The following is a 23580-nucleotide window of genomic DNA, read 5'->3' as shown; positions in this document are numbered from 1 at the left end:
GGGTCGGCGGTCTCAGGTGCGGGCGCGCCGGGCCACCAGCACGTCCAGGCCGTCCAGGAGGCGTTGCAGGCCGAACTCGAAGTGGTCGAACTCCCCGCCGAAGGCGTCCTCGGAGAGGCGGGCGAGGGTCGGGTAGCGGCCGCTGGCCATGGCCTTCTCCAGGGCGGGCCGCTGCGCCGCCCAGAACGCCTCGTCGCTCACGCCGGTGTTCCGCGCCGCCTCGTCCCCGTGCACCTGGGTGCGGGCGACCCCGGTGACGTACCCCTCCGTCATGACGATCACGCTGATCAGTTCGGGGTCGGTCAGGCCCATCGACTTGATCCGGGACAGGGTGCGGTCGAGGCCCGCGACCGAGCCGGGGCCGAGCACGGGGCGGGCCGGGTTGACGTGCAGCAGCCAGGGGTGGCGGCGGTAGAGGACGAGGGTCTCGCGGGCGTACTCCTCGATGCCCTCGCGCCAGCCGCCGGTCCATGAGCCGTCGTCCGGGGGCGGCGCGTAGACGCGGTCGAGCATCAGGTCGACCAGTTCGTCCTTGCCGGGGACGTAGCGGTAGAGGGACATCGTGCCGGTGCCCAGCTCGGTGGCGAGGCGGCGCATCGAGAGCGCCGCGAGCCCTTCGGCGTCCGCGAGGCGGACCGCCTCGGTGACGATGCGGTCCAGGGTGAGCCCCGGCTTGGGGCCCCTGGTCGGGCGCCCGCCCTCGCCCCACAGCAGCTCCAGGCTCCGGATGATGTCGCTGCCGCCGTGCCGGTCGTCGCCGTTGGTGCTCGTCATGGCTCTCACCTTAATCGCCCGCCGGAAAACTGAGTACGGTGTACCCGAGCCAACTGGGTACGGTGTACTCTCTTCTGGGTACGGCGTACCCAGAGAGATGGGACAGCGATGAACGGCAACGCGAACGGCAACGCGAACGGCTTCGCGGTACGGGCCGAAGGGCTCCAGAAGCGCTACGGGGAGAAGTACGCCCTCAACGGCTTCGACCTGCACGTCGAACAGGGCACGGTGCACGGACTGCTCGGACCCAACGGCGCGGGCAAGACCACCGCCGTACGGATCCTCTCCACCCTCCTGCGCCTCGACGGCGGCCGCGCCGAGGTGGCCGGCGCCGACGTGGCGCGCGAACCGGCCCTCGTCCGCAGCCGCATCGGCCTCACGGGGCAGTACGCGGCGGTCGACGAGGTGCTCACCGGGCGGCAGAACCTGGAGATGTTCGGCCGCCTCTTCCACCTCGGCCGCAGGCGGGCGGCCCGGCGCGCCCAGGAGCTCCTGGAACAGTTCCACCTGGAGGAGGCGGCGGGGAACGGCGCCGGGCAGTACAGCGGAGGGATGCGGCGCAGGCTCGACCTCGCCGCCTCGATGATCCTCGCGCCCGCCGTCCTCTTCCTCGACGAGCCGACCACCGGCCTCGACCCGCGCAGCCGCCAGGAGGTGTGGGACGCCGTCCGCGACCTGGTCGCGGGCGGCACCACCGTGCTGCTCACCACCCAGTACCTGGAGGAGGCCGACCGGCTCGCCTCCCGCATCACCGTCATCGACCGGGGGCGGGCCATCGCCGACGACACCCCCGACGGCCTGAAGAACACGGTGGGCGGCAGCCACCTCGACGTCGTCGTGCGCGACCCGGCCGACCTGCCCGCCGCCGCCAAGACCGTGGCGCGTGTCTGCGAGGGCGAACCGGTCACCTTCGACCTGGAGCGGCGCGTGCAGGCCTCGGTGACCGACCGGGTCGGCGCCCTGACGGAGGTGGCCCGCACCCTGCGGGACGAGGGCGTCGCGGTCGAGGACATCGGACTGCGCAGGCCGAGCCTGGACGACGTGTTCCTGCGGCTCACCGGCGAGACCCACGCCACGGAGACCTACGCCACGGAGACCCACGCGACGGAGGCCGCCGCATGAGCGCCACTCTCACCACCGGCACCGGCACCGGGCCGCGGGCGCACGGGCGGCTCTTCTGGGCCCTCGCCGACTGCTGGAACGTCACGCGCCGCTACCTCACCCACTTCCGGCGCCAGCCCGTCAACATCGCCTGGCAGCTGGGCTTCCCCATCATCAGCGTGCTGCTGTACGGCTTCGTGTTCGGCGAGGCGATGAAGGTGCCCGGCGGCGGCGAGGACGGCGACTACAAGCAGTTCCTGATGCCCGGCATGTTCGTGATGACCATGGCCTTCGGGTTCACGAACACCGCGATGGGCGTCGTCACGGACTCGACGAAGGGCGTCATCGACCGCTTCCGCTCGATGCCGATGGCCCCCTCCGCGGTGGCGTCGGGGCGCGGCCTCGCCGACCTCATCGTCGCCTGCGCGGAGCTGACCATCCTCGCGCTGACCGCGCTCGCCATCGGCTGGCGCTCCAGCGCGGGCCCGGCCGACACCCTGCTCGCCTTCGGGCTGCTGCTGTTCCTGCGGTTCAGCCTCATCTGGGTCGGCGTCTACCTCGGCCTGGTCGTGCCGACCCCGGAGGCGGCGGGCGGCCTCTACGCGGTGGCCTTCCCGCTCACGATGATCTCCAGCATCTACGTGGCGCCGTCCCTGATGCCGGACTGGCTCGCCCCGGTCGCCGCCTGGAACCCCGTCTCCTCGACGGGCACGGCCGCCCGCGAACTCTTCGGCAACCCCGGCGCGGACGGCGGCAGCTGGGTCGAACAGCACGCCGTGCTGATGGCGCTGGTCTGGCCGGTGGTGATCTCGCTGGTGTTCCTGCCGCTGGCGGCCCGGAGGTTCAGGGGTTTGAGCCGTTAGGGACGCATGGAACCGCGCGACCGGCCACGGCAAACCCGTGGCTGGTCGCGCGGGGCATCCTCAGAGCTTGTCGATGACGTAGTCGATGCACTTGGTCAGCGCCTCGATGTCCGCCGGGTCGATTGCCGGGAACATCGCCACGCGCAGCTGGTTGCGGCCCAGCTTGCGGTACGGCTCGGTGTCGACGATCCCGTTGGCCCGCAGCGCCTTGGCGACCGCGGACGCGTCGATCTCGTCGGCGAAGTCGATCGTGCCGATGACCTGCGAGCGCTTCGCCGGGTCGGTGACGAACGGCGTCGCGTACTTGGACTCCTCGGCCCAGCCGTACAGCGTGCGCGAGGACGCGGCGGTGCGGCCGGTCGTGAACTCCAGGCCGCCCTGCGAGTTCATCCAGTCCAGCTGCTCGGCGAGGAGGAAGAGCGTGGCGAGCGCCGGGGTGTTGTACGTCTGGTTCTTGCGGGAGTTGTCGATCGCCGTGGGGAGCGAGAAGAACTCCGGGATGTGCCGGCCGGAGGCGTGGATCCGCTCGGCGCGCTCGATCGCGGCCGGGGAGAACGCGGCGAGCCACAGGCCGCCGTCCGAGGCGAACGACTTCTGCGGGGCGAAGTAGTAGACGTCCGTCTCGGCGATGTCGACGGGCAGGCCGCCCGCGCCGGACGTGGCGTCCACCAGGACGAGGGAGCCGGCGTCGGCGCCCTCGACCCGCTTGACCGGCGCCGCGACGCCGGTGGAGGTCTCGTTGTGGGTGAAGGCGTAGACGTCGACGCCCGCCTCCGCCTTCGGGTCGGGGTGCGTGCCCGGCTCGCTCGCGATCACGGTCGGCTCGGCCAGCCACGGGGCGAGCTTCGACGCCTTCGCGAACTTGGAGGAGAACTCGCCGAAGTTGAGGTGCTGCGACTTGTTCTCGATCAGGCCGTGCGTCGCCACGTCCCAGAACGCGGTGGAGCCGCCGTTGCCGAGGATCACCTCGTACCCCTCGGGGAGGGAGAAGAGGTCCTTGATGCCCTCGCGCACGCGGCCGACCAGGTTCTTGACCGGGGCCTGCCGGTGGGAGGTGCCGAGGAGGGAGGTGCCGGTGGCGGCCAGGGCGTCCAGCGCCTCCGTACGCACCTTGGAGGGGCCCGCGCCGAAACGGCCGTCGGCGGGCTTCATGTCAGCGGGAATCTGGATCTCAGCCACGAAGGGGAGCCTAGCGGCTCGGGGCGCGGCGTCTTGGTGGTGTCCGTCGGCTGAGATCCTCGGTCACCCGGGGTGGACGTCTCGGGGCTCCGCCCCGGGCCCCGCTCCTCAAACGCCGGAGGGGCTGGATTTCCCGCCGGAGGGGCTCAGGATCACCGGCAGTTCGTACAGGTCGTTCTGTGTCACCACCGGCTTGTTGCGCAGGGCCGTGGGCGGGACCGCTAGCGCCAGGTCAGGGAAGCGCGCGTACAGCGCGGGGAGCGCCACGCCCGCCTCCAGGCGGGAGAGGGCGGCACCGGGGCAGACGTGGGGGCCGTGGCCGAACGAGATGTGGCGGTTGGGGGACGTGCGCGTGATGTCGAAGTCACCCGCCGTGGGGCCGTGGGCCCGCTCGTCGCGGCCTATCGCGCCGTACGAGACGATCAGCGCGTCACCCTCGCGGATCACCTTGTCGCCGACGGGCACGTCCTCGGTGGCGAAGCGGATCAGGACGTGCGAGGTGGGCGTGGAGTAGCGCAGGGTCTCCTCGATCACCGCGTCCCAGCCGGCCTCGCCGGAGCGGACGAGCGCCAGCTGGCCGGGGTGCGCGCAGAGGTTGACGACGGCGTTGACGATGAGGGAGATCGTCGTCTCGTGGCCCGCCGCGATCATCAGCTGGAGGGTGGAGACGATCTCCTCGTCGGTGAGGCGGTCGCCGTCCTCGGAGGCGAGGATCAGCGCGCTCGTCAGATCGTCGCCCGGCTCCGCGCGGCGGGCCGCGACGACCCGGCCCATCATCTGCGCCAGCTCCGTGAGGGTCGCCACCACCTCCTGCGGCGGGGTCTGCGTGGAGAAGAACTTGTCGAAGAGGACCTTCAGCCGCGGGTGGTCCGCCTCGTCGACACCCATCAGGTCGGAGATGACGTACATCGGGAGCGGATACGCGAACTCCGCCTTCAGGTCGACCACGTGGGAGCCGTCCGCGGGCAGCTTGTCGAGGAGGGCCTCGGTCAGCTCGGTGATCCGCTCCCGCATGCGCTCCACCCGCCGCGGCGTCAGCGCCTGCGCGACCAGCGTGCGCATCCTGCGGTGGTCCTCGCCGTCGACCGTCAGCATGGAGCGGCCGGGGTTGGCGAGGCCGATCAGCGGCCAGTCGGCGGGGATCTCGCCGCGCCGCCAGGCGCCCCAGGCCCCGATGTCCTTCACCAGCCGCCGGTCGGTGAGGAGCCGCCGGGCCTCGGCGTGGTGCGTGACCGCCCACACCGGGACACCGCCCGGCAGCTCCGCCTCCGCGAGCGGGCCCGCCGCGCGCAGCCGGGCGCTCTCGCCGTCGAGGTCGGTGACGAACGGGTCCAGGGCGATGCGCGTCATCTGGGCTCTCCAAACGCTGAGGTCGGGGTCGGGGTGAAGGTCACCGGCAGATCCGTCAGGCCGCGCAGCCAGGGCGAGGGGCGGCGGGTCAGGGCGTCGGCGGAGACCGCGAGGTCGAGGTCGGGCAGGCGGTCGAGGAGCACCTCGATGCCGGTCCGCGCGATGACCTCGGCGACCTCCTGGGCGGGGAAGGGGCAGCGGTGCTCGCCGTGGCCGAAGGAGAAGTGGGCGCTGTTGCCGCCGGTCAGCGCCGTGCCGTCGGTGCGGACCTGTGGGTCGGAGTTGGCGGCGGCGAGACCGAGGAGGAGCAGGTCGCCCGCGCCGATGTGGCGCCCGCCGAGCCGGGTGTCGCGGGAGGCCCAGCGCCCGGCGACGTTCTGGGTGGGCGTGTCCTCCCACAGGACCTCGTTCATGGCCTCGGCGACGCTGTGCCGGCCGCCGAAGAGGGAGGCGGCGAACCGGTCGTCGGTGAGCATCAGGCGCAGCGAGTTGCCGATCCAGTCCGCGGTCGGCTGGTGGCCCGCGGCCATCATCACCATCAGGTCCTGGGCGATCTCCTCGTCGCCGAACGCCTCGTCGCCGTCGGCGAGTTGGGTCTCCAGCATGTACGAGGCGACGTCGGGGCCCGGCTCCGCGTGTTTGTCCGCGATGAGCCGCATCATCGAACCGGCCAGGTGCTGCTGGCCCGCGAGCGCCCGCTCCCGGCCGTCGATCATGTCGTTCATGGCGGTGACGAGGCCGGGGCCCTGCTCGTCGGGGAAGCCGTAGATGCGGGCGAGGACGCGGACCGGGAGCAGCATCGCGTACTCGGCGATGATCTCCGTGGTGCCCTTGCCGCAGAAGCGGTCGATGAGCTCGTCGGCGAACTGCTCGGCGTGCGCCCGCAGTTCGAAGGGGTCGATGGCCTCAAGCGCGTGGGCGATCATCGCGGCGCGCCGGGTATGCCGCTCGCCGACGGTGTAGAGGATCGAGGGCTGCCGGTGGCCGATCATCGGGAGCAGCGGCCAGTCGGCGGGGATCTGCGGCCACTGGTTCCACAGCTCGGAGTCGCGGCTGTACAGCACCGGGTCGCCGGTGACCTGGTGCAGTTCGCGGTAGCCGAGGACGAGCCAGGCCGGTATGCCGCCGTCGAGCAGCACGGGCGCGACGGGTCCGTGGTCGCGCCGCATCTCCCGGTAGAGCTGGGCGGGTTCGGTGCTGAACCGCGGTCCGGAGAGCGGGACGGGGCCGGCGGCGGTGGCGTCGGCGCCGGTAACGGGGCAGGTCACTGGGGGGTCTCCCGGGAGGCGTTCCGCTGGGCCGCGTACAGCGACCTGAGGTGTTCGACGAGTGTGATCAGCACGTCCTTGCTGGACTCCCGGGACCGGGCGTCGCAGTCGACGAGCGGCACACCGGGGTCCAGGTCGAGCGCCTCGCGCAGCTGCTCGGGGGTGTGCGCGGGGCCGCCGAAGTCGTTGCGGGCGACGATGAACGGCGTGCCGTGGTGCTCCAGGCGGTCGATCGCGTACCAGGAGTCCTCCAGGCGGCGGGTGTCGACGAGGACGACCGCGCCGAGCGTGCCGGAGAAGAGGCGGTCCCACAGGAACCAGAAGCGCTCCTGGCCGGGGGCGCCGAAGAGGTACAGGATGTTGTGCGCGTCCAGGGTGATGCGGCCGAAGTCGAAGGCGACGGTCGTGGACGTCTTGGCGCGCAGCCCGTCGAGGCCGCCGGTCTCGTCGATGCCGCGCCCGGCCTGCGTCATCGTCTCCTCGGTGTTGAGGGGACGGATCTCGCTGACGGAGCGGACGAGGGTGGTCTTGCCGACGCCGAAGCCCCCGACCACGACGATCTTCAGACCGTTGTCGGCGGTGGCGGTCAGCTCCCGGCGCGCGGACGTACGTCCGGATGTCTGCGTACGTTCAGAGGTTGCGGAGTCCAACGAGCACCTGCTCCAGGATGTCGGGGTCGGGAACGCTGTGGCCGGCGGCGGCCGCGCGCGGGTGGCGGGCGCTGATCCGGCCCGCGTCGAGCAGGTCGGAGAGCAGGATGCGGGTGATGCTCACCGGCAGGCCGAGCTCGGCCGCGACCTCGACGACCGCGGTGGGCAGCCCGCACATCCGCAGGATGGCGGTGTGCTCGGACTGCATGCCGGGGACCGGATCGGACTCGGCGACGACGAGGGTCACCAGGTCGAAGGGGGTGTCGGGCGCCGACCGGCTGCGTCCCTGGGTGAGGGTGTACAGCCGGTCGGGGGTGTCGTCCCGGCCGGGGCGGCTCATGAGGCGGGCAGGGTGCCGGGGCCGCCGTCCGTGCGGGGCGCGGCGCGCAGGTGCTCACCGAGCTGCTCGACCAGCTCGCTCATGGTGTGCCCGACGAGCCCGGCGTCGGCGTCCTCGTCGGCGATGACCGCAAGGTGGGCGCCCTCGCCCGCCTCGACGATGAAGAGGATGCCGCCGTAGAACTCGGCCATCGCGGAGCGGACCCCGCCGCTGCCGTCGCCGAACTCGGCGGAGGCGCCGTGCGAGAGGGACTGGATGCCGGCGGCTATCGCGGCGAGCTGGTCGGCCTGGTCGACGGAGAGCTCGGGGGTGCGGCACAGCTTCAGGCCGTCCCTGGAGAGCACGAGGGCGTGGCGGGCGCCGGGGGTGCGCTCGAGGAGCCCTACGAGCAGCCAGGTGAGCTTTTCGTCGGTGGTGCTGCCGGGGTTGGTGCCGGTGGTCATCGGGGGGTGTCGCCTTCCGGGTGCGGGGGAGTTGCGGTGGCGTCCGGGGCCTCGGCCGGACCGGAGGGGTCCGGCGCGGCGGGCCGGACGGCCTGGCGGAAGCTGCTGAAGCGGGCCGCGGTGCCCGCGGCGGTGCGCGGCCGGATCCGGGTCTCGCCCGTGTCGCTGTCGGCGCGGGCCCGCTCGGCGGCGGCGAGGGTGCGGCCGCGGGGGCGCTTGGGCAGCGGGGCCTCGGAGGGGGCGGGGGCCGTCTGCCCGGGGTTGGGTGCCGTTTCCCTGGTGCCGGGGGCCGACTGCCCGGTGCCGGCTGCTGATCCGTGGGCGGGCAGCGGGTCGCGGTCGATGTGGTCGAGTCCGGCCGGCGGGGCGTCGGAGGTGTCCGGGGCGGTGAGGGCGGGGGCCGGGGTGCGGGTGGCCGCCGTCAGGGCGGGGGCGGCGGCCGGGCGGGGTGCCGCGTCCGAGGGGCGGGAGAGCAGCTCCTGGGGTATCAGCAGGAGCACGCCCGTGCCGCCGCGCGCCGAAGGGCGGAACGAGACCGTCAGACCGTGCTTGCGGGCCAGCCTGCCGACGACCGCGAGCCCGAGCCGGGTGCCGGAGAGGCCGCCGAGCCCCTGCGCCTCGCCGGAGACGGCGTGCTCGGCGCGGCGCTGCTGCACCGGCCCCATCACCAGGCCGCTGTCCTCGACGGAGATGATGACACCGGCCGCGACCTCCTCGATGTAGACGTGGACTTCGGAGGTGGGCGGGGAGAAGTTCGTGGCGTTGTCGAGGAGTTCGGCGAGGGCGTGCATGACGCCCTCGGCGGCGTGGCCCGCGACCGCGACCTCGCTGGCGGAGTGCAGGCGCACCCGCTGGTAGCCGCCGATGCGGCCCATCGCGCCGCGCAGGATGGACTCCATGATGATGGGCCTGGCCCAGCGGCGGCCCGAGCGGGCGCCGGTGAGGACGGCCACGGAGTCGGCGATGCGGCCGGCCTGCGCGGTGCGGTGGTCGAGGTGGAGGAGGTCGGTGAGGACGTCCTCGTCGGCGTGCCTGCCCTCCATCTCGCGCAGGTCGGCGAGCATGCCGGTGGCCAGCGCCTGCATGCGGCCCGCCGCGTTGGCGCAGGCGGCGAGGGCGGCGGCGCGCTCGGACTCGGCGCGGCGGGCGCGCACGGTCAGTTCGGTCCGCTCGCGGGCGAAGTACTCGGTGAGCGCGGTGCGCTCACGGGCGGCCTCCTCGGCGCGGGCGGCCTGCTCGCGCGCGAGGCGTTCGGTCTCCTGCCGGGCGGCCTCGGCGGCGCGGCGCAGCAGGGAGTTGGCGCGTACGGCGTGGAAGGCGACCGTCACGGCGGCGGTCAGCGCGACGGCGGCGGCACCGGAGCCCCAGGCCAGCGGGGGCCGGGCGGAGGCGGGCGCGAGGGCGACGGCCGCTCCGGTGAGCGCGGCGGTGAGCACGGCACAGGCCAGCAGGACAAGGGCGGTCGGACGCAGCGGAGGGCGCTCCGTCCCGGGTCGCGCTAGGGGGGTTTGCGCGGTCATCAATCGGGGTCCTCGGTCGGAAGCGACACACTCTGCTCAAGCTCTGCTCAAGTGGAGATCACTATAGGAGAGTTGTCGACCGAGTTGGGAATCTTCCCGTCCGGACCATGAAATAACGGGTGGGGCGGGGTGGCCGCATGGGGCCGGTGCGGGGGCATGCTGGACGGCATGAGCGATCTCCACGGTGACCTCGGCGGCCCCGTACGCAACCGGCGGGAGCAGGAGCCGGCCGACGACCCGGAGGGTCTCGCGCGGGACCTGCGCGCCGCCGTCCGCGGCGAGGTGGACCTCTCCGTCACCGCGCGGGCCCTGCACACCATGGACGCCTCCAACTACCGCCGGGTGCCCGCCGCCGTGGTCGCCCCGCGCGACGCCGACGATGTCGCCGCGGCCCTCGCGGTCTGCCGCGAACGCGGCGTGCCGCTCGTGCCGCGCGGCGCCGGCACCTCGATCGCCGGACAGGCCACCGGAACCGGCGTCGTCCTGGACTTCACCCGGCACATGAACGCCCTCGTCTCCCTCGACCCCGCGACGCGTACGGCCGTCGTCCAGCCGGGCCTCGTCCTCGACGACCTGCGCGCGGCCGCCGCCCCGCACGGCCTCACCTTCGGCCCCGACCCCTCCACCCACAGCCGCTGCACCCTCGGCGGCATGATCGGCAACAACTCCTGCGGCGCGCACTCGGTGGCCTGGGGCACGACCGCCGACAACGTCGCGGCCCTCACGGTCCTCGACGGCCCCGGCGAACTCCGCCGCATCGCCCGTGGCTGGGACGGCGCCCCCGCCGCCCTGCGCCCCCTGGTCGACGGCGACCTGGCGCTGCTGCGCACCGGCTTCCCCGAACTCCCGCGCCGCATCTCCGGATACGCCCTGGACGCGCTGCTCCCCGAACGCGACCCCGACCTCGCCCGCGCCTTCTGCGGTTCGGAGGGCACCCTCGGCGTCGTCACCGAAGCGGTCGTACGTCTCGTCGACGCGCCCCGCGTCCGCGCACTCGCCGTCCTCGGGTACGCCGACGAGAGCGCGGCGGCCGAGGCCGCGGCCGGACTGCTGCCGTACGGCCCCCTGACGGTCGAAGGCATGGCCGCCGACCTCGTGAGGGGCGCCGGCGGCCTGCCCAGGGGCGGCGCGTGGCTCTTCGTGGAGACCGGCGGCGCGACCCCTGCCGAGGCCCGCGCGCACGCCGACACGATCGTGCGGGCCGCCGCGGGGGAGACCGTGGACGCCCTCGTCGTCGACGACCCGGCCGGGCAGCGCGCGCTGTGGCGGGTGCGCGAGGACGCCAGCGGCACGGCGACCCGCATGCCGGACGGCACGGAGGCCTGGCCCGGCTGGGAGGACTGCGCGGTGCCGCCCGCCCGCCTCGGCGCCTATCTGCGGGAGTTCAGGGCGCTGCTGGCCGGCCACGGACTGCGCGGCACCCCCTACGGGCACTTCGGGGACGGCTGCATCCACGTCCGCGTCGACTTCGACCTCCTCGGCCGCGAGGGCATCGCCCGCTTCCGCCGCTTCTCCGAGGAGCTCGCCGACCTGGTCGTCGCGCACGGCGGCTCACTCTCCGGCGAACACGGCGACGGCCAGGCCCGCGCGGAACTCCTGCCCAAGATGTACGGACCGGAGCTGGTCTCCCTCTTCGAGCGCGTCAAGGACGTCTGGGACCCGGCGGGCCTGCTCAACCCGGGCATGCTGGTGCGGCCCGCGCCCCTCGACGCGGACCTGCGGTTCGCGCCGCTGCCCCGCGAGCCCGTCGACGTCGCCTTCGGCTACCCGCACGACGGCGGCGACTTCACGGCCGCCGTCCGGCGGTGCGTCGGCGTCGCCAAATGCCGTACGAAGACGCCCGCTTCACCGGCGGGCGTGATGTGCCCGTCCTTCCGCGTCACCGGCGAGGAGGAGCACTCCACGCGCGGCCGCGCCCACCTGCTGCACGAGATGCTCGCCGGCGAGGTGGTCACCGACGGCTGGCGCTCCACCGAGGTCAAGGACGCGCTCGACCTCTGCCTGTCCTGCAAGGGCTGCCGCTCGGACTGCCCGGTCGGCGTCGACATGGCCACGTACAAGGCGGAGTTCCTGCACCACCACTACCAGGGCCGGCGCAGGCCCGCCGCCCACTACTCGATGGGATGGCTGCCGCGCTGGCTGCGGGCGGTCGCGGCGACGCGCACCGCCCGCCTCGTCAACTCCCTTGCCCGTGTGAGCCCGTTGGCGGCGGCCGCCAAGCAGCTCGGCGGGATCGCGCCGGAGCGTGCTCTCCCGGAGGTGGCGCCCCGCACGTTCCGGCAGTGGTGGCGCGGGCGGGACGGGCGGCGGTCCGGGGCCGGCGCGCACGTCGTGCTCTGGCCCGACACCTTCACCGACCACCTCGCGCCCTCCGTGGGGCGGGCCGCGGTGGCGGTCCTGGAGGACGCCGGGCTCACCGTCACGGTGCCGCCGCCCGGGGTGTGCTGCGGCCTGACGTACGTCTCCACCGGCCAGCTCGACCGCGCCCGTACCGTCCTGCGCGCCACTCTGGACCGCGTGGAACCCCTGCTCGACGCCGGGACACCGGTCGTCGTCCTGGAGCCGAGCTGCGCCGCCGCCCTCCGGTCGGACCTCACCGAACTGCTCAGCGACGACCCGCGCGCGGCCCGGCTCGGCGCGGCGGTCCGCACGTTCGCGCAGGCCCTGGAGGAACTGGCCCCGCACTGGCGGCCACCGCACGTCGGCCGCCCGGTCACCGGCCAGACCCACTGCCACCAGCACGCCGTCCTCGGCGACGCGGCGGAGCAGCGGCTGCGGGAGAAGGCGGGCCTGACGGGCGAGTTGAGCGGCGGCTGCTGCGGGCTCGCCGGGAACTTCGGCTTCGAGAAGGGCCATTACGAGGTCTCGAAGGCCTGTGCCGAGGAGCAGCTGCTGCCCTCCGTGGCGGCGGCGGGCGAGGACGCGGTGGTCCTGGCGGACGGCTTCTCCTGCCGGACCCAGCTCGACCAGTTGGCGGGGGTGCGGGGGCGGCATTTAGCGGAGGTGTTGGCGGAGGGGCTTGGGGAGGGGCGCGGCGAAGGGGTCGGTGGCGGGTCGGCGGGACGTAGGTCCGGGACGTAAGTCTGGGACGTGAGTCTCTGGCATCGGTGACTTTCGCGGGTGGGGGCGAGGGGCCCGGTCCGGCAGGATCGAGGTGGTCCTTGATCATCTGTCGAGGCGTCAGCTGCCTTGCGCAAGCGGGAAGTCTGGTGTGCCGTCGTGCCGGAAGAGCCGGGGAAGTCCGTGGGGTCGGGGGAACCCGAGGGGTCGGAGGGGTCAGGAGGGCGGGGAGGGGCGCAAGAGGCGGTCTCGTCCGGCCCGCCGGTCGCGCCGTCCCCAGCGGGGCGTCCTGAACTGGTCATGCGCGACCGTCGCGGCTCCATCCCCATGGGCCTGCTCTTCCGCGACGACACGGCCGAGCTGCCCAAGCCGCCGAAGTCCCCGACCAGGAACGGCCGTCCGGAGGCCCGGGGTGTGGAGGCCCGGCCCAAGGGCCAAGCGCGGCCGGAGGGGCTCCAGCCAGGAAAACGACCCCCCGTGGCCGCACCGGCGCGGCGGGCGCCCGCTCCGCCCCGGCCCGACCGGGGCGGGACGGAACGGCGCGGGCCCGCCTGCTCCGGATGGTGGGCGCTGCTCGTGGCGGCGCTCGCCGTCGCCGGGGCGGGCGCGCTGATCTGGTCCGGGGGGCTGCTCCCCGCCCGGATCGGCGCGGTCCTTCGCGTGCCCGAGCACCCCCGCACGGGGCTCGACGCCCCCCGCTGGGCGGCCGTCGGCGGCTGCGGCACCCTCGTTCTCCTCGCCCTCGGCGGCCTCACCCGGGGCCGGGTGGGCACCGCGTGGGTCCTGTCGCGCTTCGGCAGGTACCGGGGCACCGTGCGCCGCACCGGACTCCTGTGGATCAGCCCGTTGACGCCGCGCAGGCGCGTGGACGTACGGCTGCGGCACTGGCGCGGTGAGCCGATGGCCGCCGTCGACGCGCGGGGCGTCGAACTGCGGGTGGTCGTCCTGGTGGTGTGGCAGGTCAAGGACACGGCGCGGGCGCTCCTCGCCGTCGACGACCACACCGCGTACCTGCGCGAACAGGTGGAGGCGGTGACCGCCGACGTGATGTCGCGGCTGCCGGCCGACTCCTTCCACGAGCCCGCGGACGGCACACCGACCCTGCGGGACGCCGGTGCCGTCGGCGACGCGCTGACGAGGGAGCTTGCGGCGGAGTGCCGGGCCGTCGGCATCGAGGTGTTCTCGGCCCGGCCCACGCGCCTTGAGTACGCGCCGGAGATGGCCGCCGCGATGCGGCGCCGCCGGCTCGCCGCCCTCGACGCCGAGCACCGGGACGGCGTGCTGGCGTCGGTGCTCGACGCGGTGGACGACACCGTCCGCGGACTCACCGAGAAAGGACTGGTCGCACTCGACGACTACGAACGGAAGGCGCTGGTCAAGGACTTGACGGTGGCCTTCTGCACGGCGCGCGGAAGCGCCGTCGACACCCACTGAACCGTACGCAAGGAGAGGGCCGGAGTGCAGACACCCCGATTCAGCGAAGAAGTGCCCGACGACTGCGCCTGCGGACACTGCGCCGGGCCACCCGCCCCGGGCGCCGCGGGCCCCGCCGGGCGGGGGCGGTGCGGCGGCGTGCGCGGAGCCGTGGCGGCCGCCGTCGGCGCGGCCGTCCTGGTGGGCGCGGCCGCCGGCACCGCGTCGGCCGAACCCGCGCCGAGCCGCGCGGGCTGGGACGGCAGCCGGTACTGGTACAAGGACGCCACCGGCTGGTGGCGCTGGACCGCGCACCGCGACAAGTACCTGGCGCGCGGCGGCAAGGGGTCCGTGGCCCCGCCGGGCAAGGCCGTGACCCGGTCCGCCCGCCGGTCCGCCGGGGCCGAGCCGGTCTTCCGGGGCCGGCAGGGCTGGGACGCCGGCGACCGCGTGTACTGGTACCAGCGGGCGGGTCACTGGTACTGGACCAGCCACAAGGACAAGTACGAGCGGCGCACCGGCCGTTCCGCGAAACCGGCACCGGCACCGGCGCCCGCGCCGGGCGGGTCGGCCAGAGGTACGGGCTCGGGTACAGGCACAGGAACCGGCACCGGCACGCCGACCCGGTACGGCACCGAGGCCGCCATCTCGTACGCCATGCGGCACCTCGGCGACCCGTACGTCTGGGGCGGCAACGGCCCGCACGGGTGGGACTGCTCGGGTCTGGTCATGGCCGCCTACCGGAGCGCGGGCATCACGCTGCCGCGCGTGGCCGACGCGCAGTACCGCGCCGCCGCACCGATCACGCGGGACCAACTCCGCCGCGGCGACCTCGTGTTCTGGAGCGGCGACGGCACCCCGTCAGGCATCCACCACGTGGCGATCTACCTGGGCGGCGGCACGTACCTGGAGGCGCCGCGGCCCGGCAAGACCGTCCGTGTCTCGTCCTTCGACCGGTACCGTCCGAACCTGTACGGGCGGGTCCGCTAGGAGAGCCCCTGGCGCGCGGCGAGGCGTTCCATCAGGGCCGCGCTGCGCGCCAGCACCTCCCGCTCGTCCTCGGTGAGTTCGCCCTCGATGGCCAGGGCGAGCCAGCCGGCCCGGCGGCCGCGCTCCGCCTCCAGCGCGGCCCGCCCGGCGTCCGAGAGGTCGATCAGGGACTTGCGGCCGTCCGTGGGGTGGGCCCTGCGGGTGACCAGGCCCTGGTCGAGGAGGAGGCCGACCGCGCGGGCCATCGACTGCGGGCGTACACGCTGATCGGCCGCGAGGTCGCTGGTCGTCATGGCGCCGTCGCGGTCGAGCACGCCGAGCACGGCGACCTGGCCGTGCGGGATGACGTCCTCGCGCTGTACGCGCCGGGTCAGTTTGCCCATCGCGGTACGCAGGTCGGCGGCGACGGCGGCGGCTTCCGGGGTGGGCATAGGGCACTTTAACCCGGAAACGCCGCTGCACAGCGGCACTGAACAGCGCATCTGAACAGCAGTCCTGAACAGCAGTCCTGAACAGCACGACTGAACAGCGGCGCTTAACAGCAAGGCTGTATAGTTTTCGGCGTCGGGCCGAGCGCCAGCGTCGTCGCAGCCGTGGCCCGGCAGTGACAAGGGAAGGAACTCCCATGCCCGCACGCACCCGTGAGGCCACCGCTCTCCGTGCCGTCACCGCTCGCGCCGTCCTGGACAGCCGCGGCAACCCCACCGTCGAGGTCGACGTCCTCCTCGCCGACGGATCCCTGGGCCGCGCCGTCGTCCCCTCCGGCGCCTCCACCGGCGCCCGCGAGGCGGTGGAGCTGCGCGACGGCGACCCCCGGCGCTGGCACGGCAAGGGCGTCGACCGGGCGGTGGCCCACGTGAACGGCGAGATCGCGGACGCCGTCACCGGCCGCGACGCCGACGACCAGGCCGGCCTCGACGCCGCGCTGACCGCGCTCGACGGCACGCCCACCAAGGCGCGGCTCGGCGCCAACGCCCTGCTCGGGGTCTCCCTCGCCACCGCCAAGGCCGCCGCCCGCTCGCACCGGCAGCCGCTCTACCGCCACCTCGGCGGCGCCGACGCGCGGGTGCTGCCCGTGCCGATGATGAACATCGTCAACGGCGGCGCCCACGCCGACAATCCGCTGGACTTCCAGGAGTTCATGATCGCGCCGGTGGGCGCGGAGACCTTCGCGGAAGCCGTCCGGATGGGCTCCGAGGTCTTCCACACGCTCCGCCGCGACCTGCTGGCCGCGGGGCACTCCACTGCCGTCGGCGACGAGGGCGGCTTCGCGCCCGCGCTCCGTACGGCCGAGGAGGCGCTCGACTTCGTGATGGCCGCGATCGAACGTGCCGGGTACCGGCCCGGCGCGGACATCGGTCTCGTCATGGACCCGGCGTCGTCCGAGTTCTACCGGGACGGCGCGTACGTGTACGAGGGGGAGGGCGTCCGGCGCACCCCCGCCGAGCAGGTCGACTACCTCGCCGCGCTGATCGACGCCTACCCGGTCGTCTCGGTGGAGGACCCGATGGCCGAGGACGACCTCGACGGGTGGCGCGCGCTGACGGCGCGGGTCGGGGCCCGCTGCCAGCTGACCGGGGACGACGTGTTCTGCACCGACGAGGCGCTGGTGCGGGAGGGCATCCGTACCGGCGTGGGGAACGCGGTCCTGGTCAAGGTCAACCAGATCGGGACGCTGACCGAGGCGCTCGGGACGGTGGGCGCCGCGCGGGCGGCCGGCTGGGCGGCGGTCATCTCCCACCGCTCCGGCGAGACGGAGGACACGACCATCGCGGACCTGGCCGTCGCCACCGGGTGCGGGCAGATCAAGACCGGCTCCCTCTCGCGGTCGGACCGCACGGCCAAGTACAACCGACTCATCCGCATCGAGGAGGAGCTGGGTAAGTCGGCGGTGTACGGCCGCGCGAGCGCCTAGGGCGTGGCCGCAGGGGCGCGTCGTTCGGCCGAAGGGCGTGGCCCGCGGTGTCTGGGCCCGCGGTGTCTGGTGCGTGCGATCGCAAGGCGGAGTGTCGCCCTCGTACCGGACGTACTCGGGCGGGCCCGACAACGCGGCGAGCGCGCGTGCCAGGCGTCGCGGGCCAGACGCGACTTCGCGGACGCCTAGGACCCGTCAGGCCGCCGCGCCGCGCCGTCCGCGGTGACCTCGTGCGCCAGTGCCACCAGCGCCGCGACGGCCGGGTGGCGCGAGGGGGAGTCCCGCCAGGCCAGGACCACCAGGAGTGGCGGGGCGTCGGTGAGGGGGCGGTAGGCGACCGCGGGGTGCCGGTGCAGGCCGGGCGTCGCCGCGGTCGTGACGCCCACCGCGCGGTCCGCGGCGATCGCCGCGAGCCAGTCGTCGGTGTTGGCGACGGTGATCGTGGAGGTGGGCCGCGCGCCGGGCGGCCACAGGTCGAGCGTGGTGGTGCCGGAGACCGGGTTGAGCGCGATCGTGTGGTGCGCCAGGTCCGCGAGGGTGAGGGCGGCACGGTCCGCGAGGGGGCTGTCGGCGGGCACGGCGGCCACCCGGTCCTCCGTGCCGAGAACTTCGGTGACCAGGCCCGGCGCGTCGACCGGCCCGCGCAGCAGCGCGACGTCGACCGCGCCGCGGACCAGCCCCGCCGTGCGGTCGTCGATGCGCAGGAGCTCCAGCGGTACGTCGGGGTGGGCCGCGCGCCAGCGGCGCAGCAGCGGTGTGGTGGAGGGGCCCGCCGCCGCCCAGGCGTGCCCGAGGCGCAGCGGCCGCCGCACCGAGCGCCCGGCGTCCAGCGCGTCCTCGAACGCGGCGACGGCGGCCGCCGCCCTGTCCCGGAACGCGTGCCCCGCCGCGGTGAGCGTCAAATGGTGCGTAGAGCGGTCCACGAGCCGCACGCCGAGCGCGTCCTCCAGGGCGGCGAGCGTGCGGGAGGCGGCGGGCTGGGTGACGTGCAGCCGGGCGGCGGCGCGGGTGACGCTGCCTTCCTCGGCGACGGCGAGGAAGCAGCGCAGATGGCGCACCTCGACGGAGCCGGTGCCGCCGCCGCGGTCGCTCATACCGGTCGGATCAGTCATGTCCGCGGAGCATAACGACAGCACAAGCGGCATTTCACAAGCCGTGCCGGGCGCCGTAGCTTCGATATGTGGACGTGGGTTGCGTACAGCAGCGAAACGGCAGCACAATCCTGTTCCAGTGCACTACCTTAGACGGTGGAGTCCAGGAAAGTGGACTACCGGACTACCGGCGGGTGCGGCACCGCCTCACCGCTCCAACGCCTCCCCCGTACCACCGCATCGCCGCACCACCGCGTCACCGCATCAGGAAAGGCTCGCCCGTGAAGGTCTCCCGCAGCGATCAGGCAGCGTCCACGGCTCCGGCCGTCCCCGGGGCGGGGGTGACCCCGGAGGCGGAGGTGACCCCCGAGACGCGGCAGCCCGGCGTCCGCGGGCGGTTCGGCGCGCTGGGCCCGGTCGGGCTCGTCCTCGCGGGCGGGATATCCGTGCAGTTCGGCGGCGCCGTCGCCGTCAGCGTGATGCCGAGGGTCGGGGCGGTCGGCATCGTGGCGCTGCGGCTCGTCTTCGCCGCGCTCGTGCTGCTCGTCGTGTGCCGGCCGAAGGTGCGCGGCCACTCCCGCGCCGACTGGGGCACGGTCGTCGCCTTCGGCATCGCCATGGCCGGGATGAACGGCCTCTTCTACCAGGCGGTGGCCCGCATCCCCATGGGTCCCGCCGTCACCCTTGAGGTCCTCGGGCCGCTGGCGCTCTCCGTCCTCGCCTCGCGCCGCGCCGTCAACCTGATCTGGGCGGGGCTCGCGCTCTGCGGCGTCTTCCTGCTCGGCGGCGGGGGCGGCCTCGACGGTCTCGACCCGGCCGGTATCGCCTACGCGCTCGGCGCCGGCGCGATGTGGGCGACGTACATCCTCTTCAGCGCACGCACCGGACGGCGCTTCCCGCAGGCCGACGGCCTCGCCCTCGCCATGGCCGTCGCGGCGGTGCTCTTCCTGCCGCTCGGGATCGTGGGGGCCGGGGCGAAGCTGGTCGACCCGGTCACGCTGGCGCTCGGCGCGGCCGTCGCGCTGATGTCGTCCGTCCTGCCGTACACCCTCGAACTCCTCGCGCTGCGGCGGCTGCCCGCGCACACCTTCGCGATCCTGATGAGTCTGGAACCGGCCATCGCCTCGGTCGCCGGGTTCCTCGTCCTGAGCCAGGCCCTGTCCGTCTCCGAGGCGCTGGCCATCGCCCTGGTCATCGCGGCGAGCATGGGCGCGGTGCGGACCCAGGTGGGGCGGGGCCGCCGGGGTCGCGCGGAGGACGCCGCCACCGGGCCGACCGTGGGGGCCTCCGGAGCTGTGGCACCGTCCGCAGCCGTCGAGTCGTCCGCAGCCGTCGAGCCGTCCGCATCCGTGGAGCCGTCCGGAAAGTAATGCAAGCACGCTTGATTGTTTCTCCGAGCGCTGCCATGCTCCCAGGCACCCCCCTCGGCCCCCTGCGAGCGGGGGAGACCACAGTCGTGCCCCGAGGGGAGCGTTCCGTGCCCGATGCCCTGCCCGTGCTCGACGACCTGCGCGCCGAGAGCGAGGAACTCGACCGCCTGGTCGCGGAGGTGAGCCGGGAACGGTGGTCGCTGGCGACCCCCGCGCCCGGCTGGACCGTCGCCCACCAGATCGCCCACCTCGCCTGGACCGACCGCGCCGCCCTGCTCGCCGCCACGGACCCGGACGCCTTCGCCGCCGAGGCCGAGAAGGCGGCGGCGGCCCCCGACTCCTTCGTGGACGACGGAGCCGAGGAGGGCGCCGCGCTGCCGCCCGCCGAACTCCTCGCCCGCTGGCGCACCGGCCGCGACGCCCTGTGGCAGGCCCTGAGCGCGGCCCCCGCGGGCACCCGCCTGCCCTGGTACGGGCCGCCGATGGCCGTCCCCTCCATGGCGACGGCACGGCTCATGGAGACCTGGGCGCACGGCCAGGACATCGCGGACGCGCTCGGTGTGCGCCGCGCCCCGACCGGCCGGCTGCGGCATGTGGCGCGGATCGGCGTGCGGACGCGTGACTTCTCCTTCGCCGTACGGGGACTCGGCGCCCCGCAGGAGGAGTTCCGGGTCGAGCTGACCGCGCCCGGCACGGACGAGGTGTGGGCGTACGGGCCCGAGGACGCCGCCCAGCGTGTGGCCGGCCCCGGCCTCGACTTCTGCCTGCTCGTCACCCGGCGCGCCCACCGCGCCGACCTCGCCCTGCGCGCCGAGGGCCCCGACGCCGACCGCTGGCTGGACATCGCGCAGGCCTTCGCCGGGCCGCCCGGCACCGGACGGCCGCCGAAGGGGGGCGCGGCATGACACCGCCCGGCGCGACACCGCCGCCCCTGCGGATCGGCAACGCCTCCGGCTTCTACGGCGACCGCTTCGACGCGATGCGCGAGATGCTCACCGGCGGCCCCCTCGACGTCCTCACCGGCGACTACCTCGCCGAGCTGACCATGCTCATCCTCGGCCGCGACCGGCTCAAGGACCCCGCCAAGGGCTATGCCAAGACCTTCCTGCGGCAGCTGGAGGAGTGCCTCGGCCTCGCCCGCGAGCGGGGCGTCCGCATCGTCGCCAACGCGGGCGGCCTCAACCCGGCCGGACTCGCCGACGCCGTACGGGAACTGGCCGGGCGGCTCGGCCTCGGCGAGACGCGGGTCGCGCACGTCGAGGGCGACGACCTCGGCGCCCGCTTCCCCGGCGCGCTCACCGCCAACGCCTACCTCGGCGGCGCCGGCATCGCCGCCTGCCTGACCGCCGGGGCCGACGTCGTCGTCACCGGCCGCGTCACCGACGCCGCTCTGGTCACCGGGCCCGCCGCCGCGCACTTCGGCTGGGGGCCCGAGGAGTACGACCGGCTCGCCGGCGCCGTCGTCGCCGGGCACGTCCTGGAGTGCGGCACGCAGGCCACCGGCGGCAACTACGCCTTCTTCACCGGGCACGGCAGGGGGCCGGACGCGGTGCGCCGGCCCGGGTACCCGATCGCCGAGATCCACGAGGACGGCTCGTCCGTCATCACCAAGCCCCCGGGCACCGGCGGCTTCGTCGACGTCGGCACGGTCACCGCGCAGCTCCTCTACGAGACGCAGGGCGCCCGGTACGCGGGCCCCGACGTCACCGCGCGCCTCGACACCGTCACCCTCACCCAGGACGGCCCCGACCGCGTCCGCGTCGACGGGGTGCGCGGCGAGGCCCCGCCGCCCACCCTCAAGACGGGCCTCAACCGGCTCGGCGGCTTCCGCAACGAAGTCGTCTTCGTCCTCACCGGACTCGACATCGAGGCCAAGGCCGCTCTGGTTCGCGCCCAGACCGAGGACGCCCTCGACCGCGCCAAATCCCGTCCCGCCGAGGTCCGTTGGGAGCTGGCCCGCACCGACCGCGCCGACGCGCCCACCGAGGAGAGCGCCAGCGCCCTGCTCCGCCTCGTCGTGCGCGACGGCGACCCGGACGCGGTGGGCCGCGCGCTCAGCGGCGCCGCCATCGAGCTGGCCCTCGCCAGCTACCCCGGCTTCCACGTGACCGCGCCGCCCGGCAAGGGCTCGCCCTACGGCGTCTTCGAGGCCGCGTACGTCGACCGGGACACCGTCGACCACGTGGCGGTCCTGCCCGACGGACGGCGCACACCCATCACCTCCGGCGCCGGAACCCTCGTACTCGAAGAGCCCGAACGGCCCCCGCTGCCCCCGCCGCTGCCGCCGGGGCCCACCCGCCGCGCCCCCCTCGGTCTCGTCGCCGGGGCCCGCAGCGGCGACAAGGGCGGCGACGCCAACGTCGGCCTGTGGGTGCGCGACGACGACGCCTGGCGGTGGCTCGCCCACGAACTGACCGTCGACCGCTTCCGCCTGCTGCTTCCGGAGACCGCGGAGCTGCCGGTAACCCGCCACGACCTGCCCAACCTGCGCGCCCTGAACTTCGTCGTCGAAGGGCTGCTCGGCGAAGGCGTGGCCGCACGGGCCCGCTTCGACCCGCAGGCCAAGGGCGTCGGCGAGTGGCTGCGCGCCCGCCACCTGGACATACCGGAGGTACTCCTGTGACCGTCCTCGCCTCCGCGCTCGACCCCGCGAGCGCCGAGTACGCCGAGCACCGCAGGGCCATGCTGGACCGGCTCGCCGAACTCGACGCCGAACAGGCCAAGGCGCTGCAAGGCGGCGGCGAGAAGTACGTCGCCCGGCACCGGGGGCGCGGCAAACTGCTCGCCCGCGAACGCATCGAGCTGCTCCTCGACCCCGACACGCCCTTCCTGGAGCTGTCCCCGCTGGCCGCCTGGGGCAGCGATTACCCCGTCGGCGCCTCCATGGTCACCGGCATCGGCGTCGTCGAGGGCGTCGAATGCCTGATCACCGCCAACGATCCGACCGTCCGGGGCGGCGCCTCCAACCCCTGGACGCTGAAGAAGGCCTTCCGGGCGCACGAGATCGGCCACGCCAACCGGCTGCCGTCCATCCACCTCGTGGAGTCCGGCGGCGCCGACCTGCCCTCGCAGAAGGAGATCTTCATCCCGGGCGGCGCCCTCTTCAAACACCTCACGCAGTCCTCCGCCGCCGGCATCCCCACCATCGCCGTCGTCTTCGGCAACTCCACGGCCGGCGGCGCCTACGTGCCCGGCATGAGCGACCACGTGATCATGGTCAAGGAGCGGGCGAAGGTCTTCCTCGGCGGCCCGCCGCTGGTGAAGATGGCGACCGGCGAGGAGAGCGACGACGAGTCGCTCGGCGGCGCCGAGATGCACGCCCGCACCTCGGGCCTCGCCGACCACCTCGCCGAGGACGAACACGACGCGCTGCGCCGGGCCCGCCGCGTCGTCGCCCGCCTCAACTGGCGCAAGGCGTACGCCGACCCGGACCCGGCGGCCGTCGCGCCCCCCGAGTACGACGAGGACGAACTGCTCGGCATCGTCCCCGACGACCTGAAGAAGCCCTTCGACCCGCGCGAGGTCATCGCCCGCATCGTCGACGGCTCCGACTTCGACGAGTTCAAGCCGCTCTACGGCAGCTCGCTCGTCACCGGCTGGGCGGCCCTGCACGGCTACCCCGTCGGGATCCTCGCCAACGCGCGGGGCGTGCTGTTCAGCGAGGAGTCCCAGAAGGCCGCCCACTTCATCCAGCTCGCCAACCAGCGCGACATCCCGCTGCTCTTCCTGCACAACACCACCGGCTACATGGTCGGCAAGGAGTACGAGCAGGGCGGCATCATCAAACACGGCGCCATGATGATCAACGCGGTCAGCAACTCCCGGGTGCCGCACCTTTCGGTGCTCATGGGGGCGAGTTACGGCGCCGGCCACTACGGCATGTGCGGACGCGCCTACGACCCCCGCTTCCTCTTCGCCTGGCCCAGCGCCAAATCCGCCGTCATGGGCCCGCAGCAGCTCGCGGGGGTGCTCTCCATCGTCGCCCGGCAGTCCGCCGCCGCGAAGGGGCAGCCCTACGACGACGAGGCGGACGCCGCGCTGCGCGAGATGGTGGAGCGGCAGATCGAGTCCGAGTCGCTGCCGATGTTCCTGTCCGGGCGGCTCTACGACGACGGGGTCATCGACCCGCGCGACACCCGCACCGTCCTCGGCCTGTGCCTCTCCGCGATCCACACCGCGCCCTACGAGGGCGCGCGCGGCGGCTTCGGCGTCTTCCGGATGTGAGGACCCCCTCCTATGCGTGATGCGAGGAA

The 23580-nt window shown here is 74.1% G+C and carries 20 protein-coding genes; 10 read left to right on the top strand and 10 right to left on the bottom strand.

Annotated features, from left to right (window positions below):
* Nucleotides 1–12 precede the first annotated feature (12 nt).
* Nucleotides 13–774 carry a TetR/AcrR family transcriptional regulator gene (locus ACZ7DY_RS27265; RefSeq protein WP_471139424.1) on the bottom strand — a complete coding sequence of 254 codons (762 nt, stop codon included), beginning with the start codon at nt 772–774 and terminating at the stop codon, nt 13–15.
* 108 nt (nt 775–882) lie between these two features.
* Here ACZ7DY_RS27265 and ACZ7DY_RS27260 point away from each other — a divergent pair, with 108 nt between their 5' ends.
* Together ACZ7DY_RS27260 and ACZ7DY_RS27255 are read left to right on the top strand one after the other, a co-directional pair.
* The gene (locus ACZ7DY_RS27260) at nt 883–1896 is read left to right on the top strand and encodes an ATP-binding cassette domain-containing protein (protein WP_471139422.1); all 1014 of its coding nucleotides are present in this window, start codon (nt 883–885) and stop codon (nt 1894–1896) included.
* Nucleotides 1893–2738 (top strand): ABC transporter permease, encoded by an 846-nt coding sequence (locus ACZ7DY_RS27255; protein ID WP_471139420.1) that lies wholly within the window; start codon nt 1893–1895, stop codon nt 2736–2738. The genes ACZ7DY_RS27260 and ACZ7DY_RS27255 overlap by 4 nt, the downstream gene beginning before the upstream one ends.
* A gap of 60 nt (nt 2739–2798) precedes the next feature.
* Here the strand turns inward: ACZ7DY_RS27255 and serC are convergent, their stop codons facing one another.
* From serC to ACZ7DY_RS27220, 7 genes are all read right to left on the bottom strand, one after another.
* The gene (serC, locus tag ACZ7DY_RS27250) at nt 2799–3917 is read right to left on the bottom strand and encodes a phosphoserine transaminase (protein ID WP_471139419.1); all 1119 of its coding nucleotides are present in this window, start codon (nt 3915–3917) and stop codon (nt 2799–2801) included.
* Nucleotides 3918–4025: 108 nt separating this feature from the next.
* Nucleotides 4026–5267, bottom strand: coding sequence for a cytochrome P450 family protein (locus ACZ7DY_RS27245; protein ID WP_471139416.1), 1242 nt, complete (start codon nt 5265–5267; stop codon nt 4026–4028).
* On the bottom strand, nt 5264–6535 hold the full coding sequence (locus tag ACZ7DY_RS27240) for a cytochrome P450 (protein ID WP_471139413.1): 1272 nt from the start codon (nt 6533–6535) through the stop codon (nt 5264–5266). The genes ACZ7DY_RS27245 and ACZ7DY_RS27240 overlap by 4 nt, the downstream gene beginning before the upstream one ends.
* Nucleotides 6532–7185: a GTP-binding protein gene (locus ACZ7DY_RS27235; protein ID WP_471139412.1), complete on the bottom strand. Its 654-nt coding sequence runs from the start codon at nt 7183–7185 to the stop codon at nt 6532–6534. Before ACZ7DY_RS27235 ends, ACZ7DY_RS27240 begins: the two co-directional genes overlap by 4 nt.
* Nucleotides 7166–7525, bottom strand: a complete 360-nt coding sequence (locus tag ACZ7DY_RS27230; protein WP_471139411.1) for a DUF742 domain-containing protein — start codon at nt 7523–7525, stop codon at nt 7166–7168. The genes ACZ7DY_RS27235 and ACZ7DY_RS27230 overlap by 20 nt, the downstream gene beginning before the upstream one ends.
* Nucleotides 7522–7968 carry a roadblock/LC7 domain-containing protein gene (locus tag ACZ7DY_RS27225; RefSeq protein WP_471139409.1) on the bottom strand — a complete coding sequence of 149 codons (447 nt, stop codon included), beginning with the start codon at nt 7966–7968 and terminating at the stop codon, nt 7522–7524. The genes ACZ7DY_RS27230 and ACZ7DY_RS27225 overlap by 4 nt, the downstream gene beginning before the upstream one ends.
* Nucleotides 7965–9488 carry an ATP-binding protein gene (locus ACZ7DY_RS27220; RefSeq protein WP_471139406.1) on the bottom strand — a complete coding sequence of 508 codons (1524 nt, stop codon included), beginning with the start codon at nt 9486–9488 and terminating at the stop codon, nt 7965–7967. The genes ACZ7DY_RS27225 and ACZ7DY_RS27220 overlap by 4 nt, the downstream gene beginning before the upstream one ends.
* 168 nt (nt 9489–9656) lie before the next feature.
* Between ACZ7DY_RS27220 and ACZ7DY_RS27215 the strand changes: the two genes are divergently transcribed.
* From ACZ7DY_RS27215 to ACZ7DY_RS27205, 3 genes are all read left to right on the top strand, one after another.
* Complete coding sequence (locus ACZ7DY_RS27215) at nt 9657–12569, top strand: FAD-binding and (Fe-S)-binding domain-containing protein (RefSeq protein ID WP_471139403.1); 2913 nt, start codon at nt 9657–9659, stop codon at nt 12567–12569.
* Between the two features lie 279 nt (nt 12570–12848).
* On the top strand, nt 12849–13982 hold the full coding sequence (locus tag ACZ7DY_RS27210; RefSeq protein WP_471139401.1) for an SPFH domain-containing protein: 1134 nt from the start codon (nt 12849–12851) through the stop codon (nt 13980–13982).
* Nucleotides 13983–14006: 24 nt separating this feature from the next.
* On the top strand, nt 14007–14951 hold the full coding sequence (locus tag ACZ7DY_RS27205; protein WP_471139398.1) for a C40 family peptidase: 945 nt from the start codon (nt 14007–14009) through the stop codon (nt 14949–14951).
* Here ACZ7DY_RS27205 and ACZ7DY_RS27200 read toward each other — a convergent pair.
* Nucleotides 14948–15382 carry a MarR family winged helix-turn-helix transcriptional regulator gene (locus ACZ7DY_RS27200; protein ID WP_471139396.1) on the bottom strand — a complete coding sequence of 145 codons (435 nt, stop codon included), beginning with the start codon at nt 15380–15382 and terminating at the stop codon, nt 14948–14950. The two genes, ACZ7DY_RS27205 and ACZ7DY_RS27200, sit on opposite strands and share 4 nt — an antisense overlap.
* Before the next feature lie 194 nt (nt 15383–15576).
* On the opposite strand from ACZ7DY_RS27200, the gene eno reads away from it, so the two are divergent.
* Entirely contained in the window at nt 15577–16866 is a 1290-nt protein-coding gene (eno, locus tag ACZ7DY_RS27195) for a phosphopyruvate hydratase (RefSeq protein ID WP_471139395.1), read from the top strand.
* Nucleotides 16867–17051: 185 nt separating this feature from the next.
* Here the strand turns inward: eno and ACZ7DY_RS27190 are convergent, their stop codons facing one another.
* Entirely contained in the window at nt 17052–17978 is a 927-nt protein-coding gene (locus ACZ7DY_RS27190) for a LysR family transcriptional regulator (protein ID WP_471139392.1), read from the bottom strand.
* 338 nt (nt 17979–18316) lie between these two features.
* Here ACZ7DY_RS27190 and ACZ7DY_RS27185 point away from each other — a divergent pair, with 338 nt between their 5' ends.
* The 4 genes from ACZ7DY_RS27185 (at nt 18317) to ACZ7DY_RS27170 (ending at nt 23551) form a co-directional block, all read left to right on the top strand.
* The gene (locus ACZ7DY_RS27185; protein WP_471139391.1) at nt 18317–19327 is read left to right on the top strand and encodes an EamA family transporter; all 1011 of its coding nucleotides are present in this window, start codon (nt 18317–18319) and stop codon (nt 19325–19327) included.
* 107 nt (nt 19328–19434) lie between these two features.
* On the top strand, nt 19435–20232 hold the full coding sequence (locus tag ACZ7DY_RS27180; protein ID WP_471139389.1) for a TIGR03084 family metal-binding protein: 798 nt from the start codon (nt 19435–19437) through the stop codon (nt 20230–20232).
* On the top strand, nt 20229–21950 hold the full coding sequence (locus ACZ7DY_RS27175) for an acyclic terpene utilization AtuA family protein (protein WP_471139388.1): 1722 nt from the start codon (nt 20229–20231) through the stop codon (nt 21948–21950). The genes ACZ7DY_RS27180 and ACZ7DY_RS27175 overlap by 4 nt, the downstream gene beginning before the upstream one ends.
* Entirely contained in the window at nt 21947–23551 is a 1605-nt protein-coding gene (locus tag ACZ7DY_RS27170; RefSeq protein WP_471139385.1) for an acyl-CoA carboxylase subunit beta, read from the top strand. Before ACZ7DY_RS27175 ends, ACZ7DY_RS27170 begins: the two co-directional genes overlap by 4 nt.
* Nucleotides 23552–23580 lie beyond the last annotated feature (29 nt).

It is taken from the genome of Streptomyces sp. NPDC037013 (assembly GCF_055607265.1).
Note: the sequence above shows the minus strand (reverse complement) of the source record. Positions and strands in the feature narration are given on the sequence as shown.

Excerpts from the sequence above, each read along its gene's own strand:
- ACZ7DY_RS27210 (WP_471139401.1), top strand. The coding sequence starts at position 12,849 with ATGCGCGACCGTCGCGGCTCCATCCCCATGGGCCTGCTCTTCCGCGAC.
- ACZ7DY_RS27190 (WP_471139392.1), bottom strand. The coding sequence starts at position 17,978 with ATGACTGATCCGACCGGTATGAGCGACCGCGGCGGCGGCACCGGCTCC.
- ACZ7DY_RS27260 (WP_471139422.1), top strand. The coding sequence starts at position 883 with ATGAACGGCAACGCGAACGGCAACGCGAACGGCTTCGCGGTACGGGCC.
- ACZ7DY_RS27225 (WP_471139409.1), bottom strand. The coding sequence starts at position 7,968 with ATGACCACCGGCACCAACCCCGGCAGCACCACCGACGAAAAGCTCACC.
- ACZ7DY_RS27230 (WP_471139411.1), bottom strand. The coding sequence starts at position 7,525 with ATGAGCCGCCCCGGCCGGGACGACACCCCCGACCGGCTGTACACCCTC.
- ACZ7DY_RS27265 (WP_471139424.1), bottom strand. The coding sequence starts at position 774 with ATGACGAGCACCAACGGCGACGACCGGCACGGCGGCAGCGACATCATC.
- ACZ7DY_RS27220 (WP_471139406.1), bottom strand. The coding sequence starts at position 9,488 with ATGACCGCGCAAACCCCCCTAGCGCGACCCGGGACGGAGCGCCCTCCG.
- ACZ7DY_RS27245 (WP_471139416.1), bottom strand. The coding sequence starts at position 5,267 with ATGACGCGCATCGCCCTGGACCCGTTCGTCACCGACCTCGACGGCGAG.
- ACZ7DY_RS27175 (WP_471139388.1), top strand. The coding sequence starts at position 20,229 with ATGACACCGCCCGGCGCGACACCGCCGCCCCTGCGGATCGGCAACGCC.
- eno (WP_471139395.1), top strand. The coding sequence starts at position 15,577 with ATGCCCGCACGCACCCGTGAGGCCACCGCTCTCCGTGCCGTCACCGCT.
- ACZ7DY_RS27255 (WP_471139420.1), top strand. The coding sequence starts at position 1,893 with ATGAGCGCCACTCTCACCACCGGCACCGGCACCGGGCCGCGGGCGCAC.
- ACZ7DY_RS27200 (WP_471139396.1), bottom strand. The coding sequence starts at position 15,382 with ATGCCCACCCCGGAAGCCGCCGCCGTCGCCGCCGACCTGCGTACCGCG.
- ACZ7DY_RS27215 (WP_471139403.1), top strand. The coding sequence starts at position 9,657 with ATGAGCGATCTCCACGGTGACCTCGGCGGCCCCGTACGCAACCGGCGG.